The organism is Candidatus Methylobacter favarea, from assembly GCF_902806695.1.
Taxonomy (GTDB): Bacteria; Pseudomonadota; Gammaproteobacteria; order Methylococcales; family Methylomonadaceae; genus Methylobacter_B; species Methylobacter_B favarea.
In genome coordinates this window covers 45872-60942 of record NZ_CADCXN010000043.1, presented here as the reverse complement: position 1 = coordinate 60942, position 15071 = coordinate 45872, and the positions used below count along the sequence as shown (strand labels likewise).

General features: G+C 49.4%; 16 protein-coding genes and 1 tRNA gene. 4 read left to right on the top strand and 13 right to left on the bottom strand.

Going from position 1 to position 15071, the window contains the following annotated elements; genetic code table 11:
* Window positions 1–142: 142 nt before the first annotated feature.
* Window positions 143–373 carry a hypothetical protein gene (locus HUX64_RS04015; RefSeq protein ID WP_174624951.1) on the bottom strand — a complete coding sequence of 77 codons (231 nt, stop codon included), beginning with the start codon at window positions 371–373 and terminating at the stop codon, window positions 143–145.
* 191 nt (window positions 374–564) lie between these two features.
* Here HUX64_RS04015 and HUX64_RS04010 point away from each other — a divergent pair.
* Window positions 565–641: transfer RNA gene (locus HUX64_RS04010), tRNA-Arg, on the top strand.
* A 96-nt stretch (window positions 642–737) separates the two neighbouring features.
* Entirely contained in the window at window positions 738–1022 is a 285-nt protein-coding gene (locus HUX64_RS04005; RefSeq protein ID WP_174624950.1) for a DUF1640 domain-containing protein, read from the top strand.
* 194 nt (window positions 1023–1216) lie between these two features.
* Here HUX64_RS04005 and HUX64_RS04000 read toward each other — a convergent pair whose 3' ends face one another.
* From HUX64_RS04000 to HUX64_RS03960, 9 genes are all read right to left on the bottom strand, one after another.
* Complete coding sequence (locus tag HUX64_RS04000) at window positions 1217–1735, bottom strand: hypothetical protein (RefSeq protein WP_174624949.1); 519 nt, start codon at window positions 1733–1735, stop codon at window positions 1217–1219.
* Window positions 1736–2054: 319 nt separating this feature from the next.
* Window positions 2055–3845, bottom strand: a complete 1791-nt coding sequence (locus tag HUX64_RS03995) for a phage major capsid protein (protein ID WP_174624948.1) — start codon at window positions 3843–3845, stop codon at window positions 2055–2057.
* Between the two features lie 74 nt (window positions 3846–3919).
* Window positions 3920–4306, bottom strand: a complete 387-nt coding sequence (locus HUX64_RS03990; RefSeq protein WP_174624947.1) for a hypothetical protein — start codon at window positions 4304–4306, stop codon at window positions 3920–3922.
* Window positions 4299–4895, bottom strand: coding sequence for a helix-turn-helix domain-containing protein (locus HUX64_RS03985; RefSeq protein WP_174624946.1), 597 nt, complete (start codon window positions 4893–4895; stop codon window positions 4299–4301). Before HUX64_RS03985 ends, HUX64_RS03990 begins: the two co-directional genes overlap by 8 nt.
* A 437-nt stretch (window positions 4896–5332) precedes the next feature.
* Window positions 5333–6589 carry a hypothetical protein gene (locus HUX64_RS03980; protein ID WP_174624945.1) on the bottom strand — a complete coding sequence of 419 codons (1257 nt, stop codon included), beginning with the start codon at window positions 6587–6589 and terminating at the stop codon, window positions 5333–5335.
* A 95-nt stretch (window positions 6590–6684) separates the two neighbouring features.
* Window positions 6685–7707 (bottom strand): DUF6371 domain-containing protein, encoded by a 1023-nt coding sequence (locus tag HUX64_RS03975; RefSeq protein ID WP_174624944.1) that lies wholly within the window; start codon window positions 7705–7707, stop codon window positions 6685–6687.
* A 240-nt stretch (window positions 7708–7947) separates the two neighbouring features.
* Window positions 7948–8136, bottom strand: a complete 189-nt coding sequence (locus HUX64_RS03970; protein WP_174624943.1) for a helix-turn-helix domain-containing protein — start codon at window positions 8134–8136, stop codon at window positions 7948–7950.
* A 71-nt stretch (window positions 8137–8207) separates the two neighbouring features.
* Entirely contained in the window at window positions 8208–8816 is a 609-nt protein-coding gene (locus HUX64_RS03965; RefSeq protein WP_174624942.1) for a hypothetical protein, read from the bottom strand.
* 2 nt (window positions 8817–8818) lie between these two features.
* Window positions 8819–10009 (bottom strand): site-specific integrase, encoded by a 1191-nt coding sequence (locus HUX64_RS03960; protein WP_174624941.1) that lies wholly within the window; start codon window positions 10007–10009, stop codon window positions 8819–8821.
* A 383-nt stretch (window positions 10010–10392) separates the two neighbouring features.
* Between HUX64_RS03960 and HUX64_RS03955 the strand changes: the two genes are divergently transcribed.
* Entirely contained in the window at window positions 10393–11655 is a 1263-nt protein-coding gene (locus HUX64_RS03955) for a DEAD/DEAH box helicase (protein WP_174624940.1), read from the top strand.
* A 926-nt stretch (window positions 11656–12581) separates the two neighbouring features.
* On the top strand, window positions 12582–12788 hold the full coding sequence (locus tag HUX64_RS03950) for a hypothetical protein (protein ID WP_174624939.1): 207 nt from the start codon (window positions 12582–12584) through the stop codon (window positions 12786–12788).
* A gap of 97 nt (window positions 12789–12885) precedes the next feature.
* On the opposite strand, the gene HUX64_RS03945 is transcribed toward HUX64_RS03950, so the two are convergent.
* The 3 genes from HUX64_RS03945 to HUX64_RS03935 form a co-directional block, all read right to left on the bottom strand.
* Window positions 12886–13248, bottom strand: a complete 363-nt coding sequence (locus HUX64_RS03945; protein ID WP_174624938.1) for a hypothetical protein — start codon at window positions 13246–13248, stop codon at window positions 12886–12888.
* Window positions 13249–13581: 333 nt separating this feature from the next.
* A complete protein-coding gene (locus HUX64_RS03940; RefSeq protein WP_174624937.1) occupies window positions 13582–14322 on the bottom strand; it encodes an ABC transporter ATP-binding protein in 741 nt (246 codons plus the stop codon).
* Between the two features lies 1 nt (window position 14323).
* A complete protein-coding gene (locus HUX64_RS03935; RefSeq protein ID WP_217426423.1) occupies window positions 14324–15070 on the bottom strand; it encodes an ABC transporter permease in 747 nt (248 codons plus the stop codon).
* Window position 15071 lies beyond the last annotated feature (1 nt).

The window sequence follows — 15071 nt, the reverse complement described above, 5'->3', positions numbered from 1 at the left end:
GCAACCGCTTGGCTGGCGCTGACCCGTGATACCGGTCAGCTCACGCAGCTGACTCATTTTCCCTGGCTTCAATCCGCTCAGGCTCAGGTTAATTTTTGTCCGGGGGCTTTTTGAGATGCGTATTACAAGCTATTCATAAAAATTATCCCGCCATACCAGTCAGTATGAATTTTAGTAACTGCAAACCCAATACTGGCAGAAACCTGAAAGAAATCATCGTGGAATCCCGAATACCACTCTTAAAGATAAAATTCGTTTTCCCGAAAAATTTCTTACCGCAGCGCTGCTCATGTCTAGGAATTGCAATGGCTTCTGTTCTGAATATTTCTCCAGCGCCTAAACAGACCGCCTGATCAGTTTGGTTGACGTCCATACCTTTTTTTTCGATTTATCAACAAGTTCTTCAAATAAACTGAACCCTGCAAATCAACCGGGGATATTTTAATAACTTACCGCCCCAAAATCAGAAACAACTGGATCGTTATATTTCCGTGCTGGAAACAGAAAAAATAAGAAAACGAAAAGAACTAAATACTGGGCTTATGGTAAAATTGTTTTTATTTTGCCCCGATAGCTCAGCTGGATAGAGCGGTCCCCTCCTAAGGGACAGGCCGGTGGTTCAAATCCGCCTCGGGGCACCAATAAAATCAATAAGTTACAAATTATTGAATCACTCTAAAAAAATATATAAGTGAAATATAAGTGCAAGGCGGTGCCAAACAGATTAAGGCAGACTAATGGCTACAATTACCTTTGACACACATAAATTCATCAGGACGCTGAAAGACGCCGGCATCCCTGAGCAACAGGCAGAAGCTTTTTCAGAAGCGTTCAAGGATGCCCAAGGCGAGGCTGAGCTTGCAACGCAAAATGACATTCACGATTTGCGCCGTGATATTGACGATTTGCGCCGTGATATGGAGGCGCGGTTTATTCAGCTTGAGCAGCGATTGATTATTAAGCTGGGCGGCCTCATGGCATTAGCTATCGGCTTGGTCGCGGCTTTGGTCAAGTTGCTGTGAGCGGCGGTTAACTGACGTTATTTCTTTCTTTGTTTCTTTGTTTCTTTATCCGATTTGCGTGATTGTCATCCGGTTTTTATTTTATTTAGTCCGGAAATTAGGAAATATAGGTAAAAAAGAGCACTGGCGCGGCCTGCGGGGTTGGAAAGTTAGGGAACTTAGCGGAAAGTTAGCTTTTTTTCGATAGCATTTGCTCAATTTTCCAGTATCCAGCCTTCGTATTGACGTAGTTTAGGATCTGCGTCCAGCCAGCTTGTTACCCGTTCCGGGTTAGGCAGCGCGGCCATTTGGTCCTGAACCGCCAGCAAGAATTTCAGAGTCATGTCAGGCGGCATGAAGACATGGCGCAAGGCCCTGAATATCCCGTTTTCGTCAATCGCGTGGATGTCAATCGGCAATCTCTGCTCTGAATTTTCAACATCGGGCAGGCGGCGAATATCTGACGGCCATGCCTTGATATCAAAGGGCGCTTCGTAAAACATCAGCGGCAATCCTTCGGCATCATGGAACTGAAACAGGATCAGCATGGCCCCGGCTTCGTACATCAGGCCGACCTTTATCAAGCCGGAATTGATCGCGGTTTCTTCCTGCCCGGTCATGCCGGGGATAACCAGTTGAACGTAATTGCCGGGCCGGATCAGCAGCCGCACATGCGCCCCGGCTTCGTCAGGAACAGGAACCGGGTAAGTCTCGCCTACGGTTAAAGTAATCATTTGTTCTCCCTAAGCCTTGATAATACTGCTTGTTAAAAAGCCGCTGACAGGACGCACGTTAGAGTTGAAAGCCGCTGACAGCGGGTAAGGTTCGCCCACGGTTAAAATCATTATTTTTTCTCCATTGGTTAGGAAACGGGCGCACAAAAAACCCGGTAAAAACCGGGCTTATGCGAGCATTTTATCTCTTGGCAGGCTCAGTGCCTCACCTGGACAGGGCTCAGTCAATTCGAGATGTCCCAGGGATAAAACGGTTTATTCTATATCACGATAACCGAAAAAACGTGCGTTCGGACGGCCAGCAAGACGCCCAAACTCATTAGCCCGCGCCGGTGGATTTAACCATTGCGAGCGGCGACAGGGCTTTCGCGCCGGCATCGAGGCGAACCTTCATATGCGTGGCGTCATCGTTAAAACTCTGTTCGCTTTCGAAGCTTATGCCGTTGGCATCCAGATGCCCAACCTCAATCCGTTCCATGCCTTCACCGAGTAAAAACCAGATGGACGGGCTTTCTATTCGCGGCTCGACTATCAGGTTTATTCGGGCAAAATCAGACCCTGGCACTGCAGCGGCGTTAGCCGTTGGGTTGTTCAGGGTAGCAAGCAATTGCAGCGCGGCCATTTCCTGATCCGGGCCGACAACCAGCCATTTAGGGCGCAGACCCAGATAACCAAAACCGCCTATATCCTTGGCTTTGCGCAACACGCTGACGGCGGCTGATAATCCGGCTGCGTCCAGCACGTTAGCGATAAGATTGCCGCGCGCGGCGGCGAACAGCTCTATCGTATCGGCCATGATATGAGAGCCGGTCAAAATCGAATAGACCAGATCGGATTCCTTGCGTTTTGCTGCAGCGCCCATCCGGGCCGGCATATCCGTAAGCTGGCTTAAATCGTCATTAATCAGCATTTGCCTGGAAAAAGAGATAGCCCTTTGATAACTGGCAATCTGATAGGTTTCTTTGGCCTCGTTTAGTGCGGAGTAGATGACTTCGCCGAGTTCATGCGTTTCAAGGAGCGATTCGAACGCGCTCAATGCCAGGCGTGATTGAGGTTTAAAATCGGCAACCTGCCTAAAAGTGACAAAGGCGTCATGCGTGGTTTCCGTGCCGTCAAAGCCCGCTATCATGGCTTTGTTGGCGACATTGCTCAATAAATCCGGCAAATCCGATGTGGACATTGACCGTTTCAGGATTGCCGCCGGGGATTGATTGGTACCGTAATCGCCTCTATCCCTCAGTAATATCTTGGCGATTTCGAGGATGCTTGTGGATTGGAAATCTGCGGCTGCTGCATGCGGTTTTTCAACCGGAATACCGGAGCGCATCAGAAGACCGTCGACAATTGCGGCTCTGATATCCTCATGCGCCGCGCCTCGGCTATGACAATAATGGCCGGTATCGCCCCGGCTGGTTTCGGCATCGACTCGGGCGCACCATTTCTCATTCATGACTTCGACGGCTTCATCTTTGCCGACGCCGCGCTCGATCAGGTCATTAATGACCGCTTCATCGGTACTGGACATTTGCCCGAACTTGCGAATCCGGGCTATGCGCTCGCGTTCTTTTTTTATCGCCCGTTGATGAGTGTTATCATCGCCAGGGGTTGCGGTCTTGGCATCGTCTGCGCCGGTATTTTGGTCTTGGTCTGGCATGGTTTTTCCTCGGTAAAAGCCTGCGTTTTGATCGGCAGGGATGGCAATAATGGATACTTCAAAGGGCTGCCAGCGCGTTACCGTTGTAGTCATTCCGGTTTCAATAAAGTCCAGCCATTGATAACCGACGCTTAAACCCCGGACAATGCCGCTTTTCACGTCTTCGAATAGCTGCCTGGCCTGCTCGCTCGCCCCGAATCGAACATCGGCCCGCAAGCGCCCGCCGTCGATAATCGGATTTTCGGCAATGCCGATATTAATCTTGTCGCTGTCATGGCCAACCAGGACAGGCAAAGGGAATCGGGACAAATCCACGGAATCAGTCTTGTGCGCCAAGATTTCCTGATAATCGCCGCGTTTTACCGGCGTTTCCGTGGACAGCACGGCCGGGACGCTGCGCGTTTCGGAATCAGCCTTTGCGCGGGTAAAGGTTGCAGTTAATAGATGGCTAGACATGGGTTTTTGACGCTTGAATTTCATTGGCTTTCATGATGCCGGGTTTCTTCTTAAATCAAAATACCCTGTTTAATTTAGTCAGTTTTCAGGATTTTGTGGATCATGGCCAGAGAAGGGATATTGATTTCCAGTGACTTCAAATAGCCGTACATAGCTTTTTCTTCCGGCGGCAGGCGTGGATAGCGGTTCAGTTGTTCGCTAATAATACAGGCCCGCTGCCAGGGCGTTCCGGGATACAGTTGCGCGATATTTTTAAGACAGGCGTTGCGGCATTCGATTTTTTTGCGGGTCGCGTGAGAGGACTGGCCGCGTTTCCGAAGACCCAGCGCCAGGCACAGGGTTTTGCAGCGCCCGGAGCTGAATTCATCGAGTCCTGCAATCAACCAGGCGGCAATATCAGGCGGCAATGGCAATCCGGCAGCGAGCAGGGTTTTTATGCGGGTCAGTTTGTCGTCAGCCATTGCTTACACCGCCTTCAGCCGGCGAAGGAACGGTTTCCGTATCCGGGTCTGCCATCGCCTCTGCTGGTTCAACATCGCAGGCCAGCAAGGCGATAATAATATCCAGCGGGTTTTCCGGGTAACTAAAATTCAGTGCATCCGGTTTTCGGAACGGGAAATCGCTTATATCAGGCGGAAATTCTTTGTCGCAAATGTCGTGGAATGCGTGCCAAAAACCGGACAGGGCAAACAACCATTCCGTTAAATCCTCCTTGTCCTCTTGAGACTCAAGAGATATTTCAGCCCGGTTTTTCAGGGTATCGATAACGGCCTGATTCCAGATTTCCCATAGGCTGCGAATAATTTCGCGTTTGGTTTTGGGGTTCTTCAGGCCCGGCAATTGTTTAGGCGCTGCCCGCTGCGCTCGGCTTTTGACTTGATTCTGTTTTTCTTTCAATAGCCAGGCGGCGTAATCAAGATCGAATTTTTTGCCGTCAATAGCGAGCTGGATATTGTGCTTTCGGAAGGCTGAAGATACCGCCGAGCGGCTTATGCCCAGCATCCGCGCTAAATCCGCCTGCGTCCCTCGATTTCTTACATTGCTTAACACTTTGAAAATCCTGTAAAAAAAAGTAGTTTTTCCGGCTTTGCGAGGTTAACCCGCTAACGACAAGCCTTAATCAGTAACTTTCAGGGCCACTGCCTACAGCTAAAGTGCGGGCATTTGCACCCGCACTGACAAAACATCTGGAAGTACCTTTGGCCCCCTTCAAATAATCCGTCCACCTGTCCACCTGTTTAATGCGTGCCGGTTTTTATAATATTTAGTCCAGAAATTAGAGAAATTAGGGGAATTAGAGAGCTGGCGCGGCCTGCGGGGTTTGCGAATTAGGGAAATTAGGCAGAATTTAGCTTTTGACACGAAATTTTTATGAATTAAAAAAGCTAATTTCTTGCTAATTTCTGGCTAATTTCTTGGCTGTAAGCCTTGATATACTTCTAAGTTACCTAATTTCTCTAATTTCTACACGAGGCTGAAAAATTTGGTTATGTAACCCAATACAAAATTTTGCGGCTGCCGGCCTTGCCGTCCGGCCGGGGCACCTTTTTGAATTTAACCATCGGGGGGGCCGAATTCATCAAATGATTGAGCGCACCGGCTATCTCCTGGCTAGAATTCCGATTTTTGAATGCGTTTGTGATGTCAGTCCTGCTGCAGCCTGGGTGCAGCCCTATAAACTCGAGAATGTCAGCAGCGGCACCTTGCAGGCGTTCTGCCTCTGCTTTGGCAGCCAGAGTACAGAAAATATAACGTACGCTATCCCGCCAGTAGTTCACCCAGGCCAGCGCGGCATCAATGTGCGGCGGCTCGATTAGGGCCGTTCCGTCCAGCAAGGCAAAAATCATGGCCAGCATACGGCAATAGATTTCCGTGCGTACCAACAGCGCCCCGGCAATGCCGTCTTCCTCGGCTGTTAAAGCCGGATAGTGACCGCACCAGAATTTAACAGCATCCGGCGAGAGGGTAACGGCCAGAGTATTGCCGGCGGTAACATCATCGCCAATGGCAAATCTGACGGCCTCGGCTACCTGTTTAGCCATGTTTTCAATTGTTTCTTTTTCGGTTCGGCGGGGCAATGGCACCAGTTTTGGTCTCACCACGTGCAAAATCACGAACCGATTTAAAAACCCGGACAGCGCGTCAACATCGGTCATTTTTGCCAGCAGTTCGGCGGCGGTGATATGGCCGTTAATCACAACATGGGGGTCGGTTGCTGCCCAGGCCGCATTTTTTACTAGCGGCGCTATGGTTTTGCCGTCCCATACCATCCTGATCGTGGGCGAGAGCGTGCATTTATCGCGGCTCGCGGCGGCCATCGCCGAGGCAAATTCGGCCTCAACAACGTATAATCTTTTGTCGGTTGTTCCGCCGTTGTCCCCGCCGTCGTCATCCTCAACTTTGTCGCGGATGCTCCAGCCCAGCCCCTCGCCGGTGCTCAGGCCCCCTTCATGCCGCTTTAAGGGCGGCAAATGACCCTCCAACAAGGCTTCCGCGGCGTCGAAAATCCGCCGCACTGTGTACTCTGACGTACCCTTTCGGCTTTTTCCGGTTCGCCCAACAAGCAAGAAAAACGGCCTAGCATGACAGATGCCGTCGCCGATATATTGATACGCTCCCCGGCCGATTAATGCACTGAAACTCCCTAGGAAATTCGCCGCGACTGCGATTTTTGATGCCTCGGATGAGGCCGTGGCAATTGTGACGATGTCGCTCAAAATGCCGTGATAGCCGGCCGCATCCATCTTCGGGGGTGGATTTAATAAATCGTCCTCTGCGCTTTCAGCCGGCGGTGGCCCGAAATGAGCATTTAGGATTTCTGCGGTTTTGCCCGCCTTATTCAAATCCGGGAATGGGCACGGACATGATCCCGCAAGCTAGCGCCGGTCAAGCCCTCATCAATCGCGTCTGCTACATCCCAGCCATGCTTTTTCTCGCCCGGCAGCGGCAGGGTTATCATCCATACCCGGCAGCCTAACGCCTGTAATATAGCCGCGATTTGATTTGCGGCCATTGCGCCCGGCTGCTGGTCTTCCGGCAGCAACAGGCCGGTTTTATCTTGCTGCGCGTCGCAATCCGGCCAGATGATGATTTTCCGCCCCGCCAATGGCATCCAGTCAGTTTTAGCTACGGCTTTACAGCCTCCCGGCCAGGTGAGACAGAGCAAATCCGGCAATTGTTTGGCCGCTGCATCGGCGCATTTTTCGCCCTCAACAATTAAAACTGTGGCCTCCGGCCGGGACTTTAGCTTTTCCAGACCATACAGGCTCCTGGGCTCAAAAAACGCCATCCAGCGCCATTCCTGCTGGCCGGTTTGGGAGTTCCGGCACCAGCTCAGCGGCAAAACCTCTTTACTGCCGTCCGATTTTTCAAAACGGTACACATAGCCGATAGGTTGCCCGTCTATATCCCGGTAACACCAACTAGCCTCCGGCAGGCCGCGATACGGATGCGCTTTAGGCGGCTCAGTGGCATCCGGCGGCGGCACTATGGGTGTCCATTCGGTTTTTGTTTTTTGGGGTTTGTCGGGTTTGGTCAGGTTTTTATCTAACCCAAGCAAATCACCCAGCGCTTTTGCGGCTGCGCCTTGGTTGTCCCGCCAAAAGAGGTAGGCATATAGCGATATTGGATCTTTGCCGCCGTCGCCGGTGGCGAAGTCGCTCCATAGGCCCGTCTGGGTGTTAATTAGAAATGAGCCGGGATGGTCATCATGGCGGGTGGGATTGCGGGCTTTATACTCTGCCCCGGCTTGTTTGCCGTCGGGCAGCCATTGATGCAGCAGCCCCTCAAAACCATTGAGCGCGGCTGAATTGATTACGTCAAAATCGATTTTTTTAGACGCGGATTTTTCAAAATATTCCATTTTTTTATCCTTGCCGGCCTTCCCATCCCTGAATCCCACGGGTATAATACCCTTGCGGTGTGAGATTTCTTGGGACAGAAAAACCGGCTAATTAGTTAAGTTAATTGGCCGGTTTTTTTTTGCTTGATTTTTCTGGAGAGGTAATCATTTTTTCATACGATTTAACAAAGACGCATATTTACGGATTTGCCGTGACAAAAACTAGCCAAAAAATGTCAAAACCGAAAAAATAGTTCAGGTTCACGGCTGGGCCTCGTCTTCCTGCTGTCGAACAAAGTTTTCCAGCTCCTGGATTGTCGTAAAGCGCCGCCGGCCGATTTTATAGGTCTTCAGCTTGTTTTCATTGATCAGCTTGTAGAGCGTGGGTTGAGATATGCGGAGCCATTCTCTGGCTTCGTCCATTGTTCTATTTTGATTTTGAGTAACCATTTAAAAGCCGCTGTTAAAGTTAATGACGGTTATAGATTACCTGTTATTTTTTAAAAAATAATTCCAAAAAACTAGGTCTGTTTTTTGGAAGTCTTTGTTTTAGCTTGGTTTTTTACTTTTTTTATTTCTTGTTTGGGGGAAACTTCATAGTAAATATCTCTGACTGTGCCGCCGCTAATGCCGTATTTCTTCGCTACTTTGTCAAAGGTAGAGCGGCTTATAGGATTTTTAGTCGGGCTCTCCCTATGCAGTCTGATAACATCGCCCCATACCAGATATTGCAACATCCACCTTTTCCTTCTTTGGGCAATGTTTCGCCTTTTTTCCAGATGGAAGGCATCTGAAAAAGTGTTAACGTCATAGCTTCTATAACTGTGCCAACAATCGTGAAAAGCCTGCCGCGCCCAATGGGGAATCACGCGATTAAGCGCGCAGGCATGCTCGATGGCAAACAATAAATATTCGCCGGGCACGGCATTGTCTTTGGCATTATGGTATTTTTCCATTTTGGCCATGTACCCTTTGGTAGCGACCACCAACGTGTATAAAGTCTTTCTGTCCGGTTCATCCAATTCTGAAGCTGCTTTTTCGACAATCTCATCAATCAATGCCGGCTTGTTTTTCAGGGCTCCGATAATGAAATTCAGTTTGTCGGTCTCGTCCATTTTCTGAACATCCATGTTCATTGCTCCAGCACTTTGACGGCTGCGGCCTTGTGTTCCGGAGCCAGGTGCGCATAACGCAAGGTCATTGTTAAATCGGAATGCCCTAACAGTTCTCTGACCGTATTAAGATCAATCCCGGCCATCACCAGGCGGCTTGCAAAACTATGGCGCATGTCATGCCATCTAAAGCCCGTGATGCCCGCTGCCTTGAGCACGGCTATCCAGGGCTTTTTAGGCATATCCGGCAGTTTGCCGCCATTAATGCCGGGGAACACAAAAGCGCTGTCCGCCTGCAAGCGCCATTGCCTTAACGTCTCGATGACGTGTTTATTCATCGGGATATGGCGGCTATGGCCGCTCTTCGCATTGGCGCCGGTAACGGTCAACACCCTGTTCCCGAAATCGACCGCTGACCACGTTAATGACAGTAATTCGCCTTTCCTAAGCCCGGTGTTCAGCGACACAATAATCATTGGTTTTAAGTGATCGGCAAAGCCGGTGATGCTGGGCTTGACCTCATAATGCCGAACGCGCCGCCACTCATTGGCAGATTCCCGTCCGGATTTAATACGCGCCTCCCGGTCATTAACGGCTTTTATCAGCCGTCGCTCCTGATCGGCATCGAGATAAGCCACAATGCGGTCGTCTTCGCTCTTGACCGGCTTGGTGCCGGCTAAGGGACTAACGGCAATAAAGCCCCACTCTACCGCTTTGTTTAAGGCCGCTTTTAATGTGGTTTCATTGCGCCGTATGGTTGAAAATTTATTGCCTTTTGCGTGCTCGGACAGTCGCCATTTTTCAATGTGATAGGGCTGGATGGCATCCAGGCGCATAGCAAACAAAAAGCCAAAATACAATTTAAGTTCGTAGAACCGCTTCACGCCGGTGCGCATATTGGCCTGCGCCCAGTGGCGATAATCATCGTTAACGAAATCGCCAAAGGTCTTGGGCTTCTTTTGCTCCGCCTGCATGTCTTCGCCGGTCGCATGGCGGCCTAATAGTTCTCTGGCTTTATTTCTGGCTTGTGTTAAGGTGAGGACGTTGGCCTTGCCAATTGTGATGCGCTTGCCGCGCGCGTATTCGCAAATGAAGGACATGGAGCCGGAAGGCTGAACCCGAAGAATAAATCCTTTAAGACGGCTATCGCGGATTTCAAAGGGCTTTTCTTTCGGTTTGGCATTCTGTAATAGCTTTTGAGTAATTTGCATCGGAAAGTTAATAAGTGAAATATAAGTGCTTATTATCTTAACATCGGCTTACTTACACTTACAGTACTTAACAATAATTAATTAACAATCAATAAGATGCTTCATGATGCGTTGTTTTAAAAGAGCTATAAATTCCCCTCCTAAGGGACAGGCCGGTGGTTCAAATCCGCCTCGGGGCACCATTTGTTTAATGCCGCTGGGCATTAAACACTTTACCTGCAATTAGCAATCCTTTTTCTACGCAAGCAATGCCGCTTTCCATTTAATTCACAGGGATCAACGCCGGCCGTTCGTGGCGGGTTTTAAAACCTAACATTACATCGTTCACACAGCTGCCAGACTGAGATCAACAGCAACACAGCTTTTCATAGAGACCCTATATTATGCCATTTTCTACCCTCGGTTTATCAGCTCCGCTTTTACGCGCCATTGCTGATGCCGGATATACCACACCTTCCCCGATCCAGTTACAGGCCATTCCGGCTGTTTTAGGCGGCCATGACTTACTGGCCGCAGCCCAAACCGGCACCGGCAAAACAGCAGGATTTGCCTTGCCTATCCTGCATCGAATTTCCCAAAAGTCTTACGGCAATAATCGCCCCGTACGAGTATTGATTTTAACTCCCACCAGAGAACTGGCCGCTCAAGTCGGGGAATCGGTGGGCAAATATGGCGCTCATCTGCATCCCCGCCTAAAAACCGAAGTCGTCTTTGGCGGCGTGAAAATCAATCCGCAAATGATGCGCCTGCGCGGAGGCGTCGATGTACTGGTAGCTACCCCGGGCCGGCTTCTGGATCTGATCAGTCAGAATGCAGCAAAACTTGATAAAGTGGAAACCCTGGTGCTGGATGAAGCTGATCGCATGCTGGACATGGGATTTATTCGCGATATTCGTAAAATCATCGCCCTGCTGCCAAAAAAACGCCAAAACCTGCTGTTTTCAGCGACTTTTTCCGATGATATACGCAAGCTCACCATCGGCCTGCTGGTAAATCCCATCAAGATTGAAGTTGCTCCCCGTAACACCGCAGCAGAACTGGTCGAACAAATCGCTTATCTTGTCAATAAAACCGATAAAGCGAAACTGCTTTGTCATTTGATAAAAGAAAAAGACTGGCGGCAAGTTTTGGTATTTACTACAACTAAACACGGCGCTAACCGGCTGACCGAAAAGCTCAACAAAGTCGATATCAAGGCCGCCGCTATACACGGCAATAAAAGCCAGGGAGCCAGAACCAGTGCCCTGGCAGGTTTTAAAGCCGGAGAAATCCGCGTGCTGGTGGCAACAGATGTGGCGGCCAGAGGTATTGATATTGCCTTGCTGCCGCATGTGGTCAATTTTGAACTGCCCCGCGCTCCTGAAGATTACGTGCACAGAATCGGCCGTACCGGGCGGGCCGGAGAAGCAGGTCAAGCCATATCGCTGGTATCTCATGAGGAATATAGTTTCTTGCGATTGATTGAAAAGCTGATCGGCAATAGCATTAAACGTGAACAAATCGCCGGTTTTGAAGCCTCTGAAATAGCCCCGCCCGAGCCGCCCAAACCGGTACGCTCTACTCGCCCCGGCCGGAATTCAAATCAACCCCGCAAGCCGGCTGCTAACCTGACAAACAGCAGATTCCGGACAAACGCGGGGGTTTAGTTTCTTGAAACAACTCTTCAAGGAAAGATGGCTATACATTTCATATCACAATTGAAAGCATTGAACTTGTTCAACGGATTAACATTGAAATTTAAATTACTACGCCCCTGTATAACTCAATCTGCTACGCCTCACTATAGAGAGGTTAATAATCTGAATGATGGGGTCGTGCAATATTTATCCCGGTACATTCAGCAACGAAATCCGGAGCGGCTGAAACCAGTATTTTATGTTGACTATCCGGTTGGATCAACGGCTGTTATGCGTACCGTATAGGTTGGCAAGCCTAATGATGCTATTGTTAAGTCGCAGATTAGTCATGTGCTATTTGCCAGCTCATCGGAAGCCGAGGCTTATCATCCGTCCGGCTGACAGGTTGATCCGTATACAAGAATGATCATTGCGATTTTAGGTGCTGTATCTTTATGAGGGGTAGTAAGAAAGTTTTTCGTGATTTTCTTAGCAATAAGGAAACATTCCATTAGAGATGAGGCCCATGACCGGACGAGGCCTGCCCTTCGCCTCAATCCGCGCGCGGAAAGGCCACGCAGCTTTGTCAGTTGCAGGGGCTCTTGATCTTCAGTCAAGATTGAAAAACCCCCAGGGCGCTTTGATTTATGACGCTGAAATTTCTTATTGCTATCAATAACGCCGAGGTTGAGAAGGGTTTTGACCCAGCTTCAGTTTGAGTCATTGTTAATTTTTCGGAAAATGTTCAGTAATTATCGCGGCGATATTGCCGCCAATGAGTCTCCTGTTTAGCGCTCAGCACGTTATTTCCGTCCACCTTAATAATAACGTTCAAAGCGCGATAAATTTGCCAATTAGCAGGCGCCCGCTATTTAATTTTACTGAAGAGCGCAGAATTTTAAAGCCGTTCAGCGCCCTTGGCGCTAGTCTGGCCGGGTTGCTGTGGACGTCTCATTATGATTATTGCGCCAGCTGGGATGGTTGAAGTGGAGTATGAAATTACCCGTGTAAGATACCACCGTTTCCGCAACGGCTATTTTGCCGATAGTGGGCTAATTGCTGATGCTGCGCCGCTGAAAAACCGCCGTGCCTTTGGTATCGCCTGTATCGGAAACGTCAATATTAAAAGAGAGTTGTCTTTAACGGATAAAGATTCGGTATGATTGGCATCGGTGGTAAGGTGGAGCTTGCCTGCCATTGCCAAGGCACGTATATGGCCTCGTCAGGTCTCTGTGCAACAGGTCGAATATCGGCCTATCATTAGTAGAGGGCTGCTTTTTTAAAATAGCCGGAATAATCGATTTCCTCATTAATTTCCCACCAACCGGCAAGACACACAACATTAGGATGCAACAGGCGGCGAAAGTCCTTACCATCGCCGCCCCAGCGTAAATCTGCCTCGGGATCAACCGTCCTCTCCACTGCCTGCAGGAACCGCCAGGGTTTACCGAACGGCAAACTACCTTTCCGTAGTCTGCCTACCGTCACTTCATACAAAGGCAGCGGCGCTGCGTCCTCTGCGCCCCCTATCTTCTGATAAGGATTAGTGAAAAGTGCTTGCCTGACTTCAGAATAACGGCACCGCATAGCGATGATCTTCGTCGGTGATTTGTATAGAGCCATAATTTGTATCTGCCCTATAACCGATTCGCTTATTGTATTAATAACCGATTTAATAACCCCGATCACTTAAGTTTCTATTAAAATCTTGTCACGGGACAATTGCAAGAAAGATAAATACATCATGCTAAATCGGATTACCCTGGTTTTATTGAGATCCTGAATCATTAAGGTATTTCATAATGAGCAGGTCTCATGATGTTTTATAAATAAAGTGAGAATCACTATGCATGAGGTGGCTAAAAAAAAACCCTCTGCACCGCTACGCTGATAAGGAGGCAATCGTCCTTGGTTCAGATAGCGGCTTTCACAGAAATGCGCAAGTATTTCAGGCTATTACAATAGTTTTTTTATGTCGGGATAATTCTGCAGCAGTTGTTGGCGGAATGATTCCAGGGCGGCTTCATTATCGCGGTCATTTCTGGGAATAGGCACGGTGATTTCACTGATGACATGCATCGGCGCGGCGGATAAAAAGACAATCCGGTCGGCCAGGGCGATGGCTTCACGCAGGTCATGGGTAACGAATAAAACCGTATGCGGACGTTGCTGCCACAGTTTCAATAACAGTTCCCTGACTTGCCTTGCCGTCGGGGCATCCAGCGATACAAAAGGCTCATCCATCAGTAAAACCTCAGGATCCACGGCAAAAGCGCGGATAATTGAGACTCTGCGGCTCATGCCTACCGAGAGCCGTTCAGGATAAACATGCTGGGATTGCGTTAATTGCATTGTTTCAAGCAAAGGATCGATAATATCCGCACGCTGCTTGCTCTCCAGCACCAGTTCAATATTTTCCCTCACTGTACGCCAGGGAAGCAGACGGGGATTCTGGAAAATATAGCCGATTTTGGGATGCGCGTGCTGCCGGCCGACTATGATTTCGCCCTCGTAGTCAGGGTCCAGGTCGGCGATAATGTTTAAAAGCGTGGTTTTGCCGCAGCCGGAAGGCCCTACCAGGCAGATAAATTCATTGGAATGGAGCGTCAGCTTGAGATCTGCGATGGCTAAATGCTGGCCTGCTTTCTGGACGGCCGGATAGATTTTGCTGTTTATGTTAATTTGGATATGCGTCATCTTATCGCCGCCAGCGCCGGGATTGTCTATCAAGCGGCTTTAAAATCGCAAGTTCAATCAGCTGGATGACGGCAACAAAGGCAATGGTGTAAGCCATAATGCCGGCGACATCAAACAGTTGAAAGAATAAATGCAGCTGATAGCCCATGCCGTTGCTGCGGCCTAATAGCTCGACCACCAGGATGATCTTCCAGATCAATGCCAGACCCGAGCGGGTTGCCGCCATGACGAAAGGGTGCAGTTGCGGCCAGATAACATGAACCAGCGTTTTACGCTTGCTGAGATGATAACAGCGGGCCATATCCAGCAAATCCTGATCCAGCGTGCGGGTGCCTTCCCGAATGGTAACGATGACATTCGGCAGTTTGTTAATGACAACAGCCATTATTGCCGCCGATTCGACCAATCCAAACCAGACATAGCACAGGATAATGGTGACCAAGGCCGGGACATTCAGAAAAATGACCAGCCAGTTATCAAAGAAGGCGTCGAGTTTTTTATTGCGCCCCAGCACTATGCCGAGGCCGCAACCCAGCAGCATTGCGATAGAAAAACTGATCACCAGCCTGAGCAAGGTCACACCCAGATGATAAGGCAGTTGCCCCGATAGGCAGCTTTGCCAGAAAACGCTGGCTACCCGGGCCGGAGCCGGCAGGATATTGCTGTTTAAATAAAATGCCATGCCCTGCCAGACCGCTAAAAAAGCCAGTAATGACAGGCCAGGCAAATAATTTTCGAGCTTGATCAAA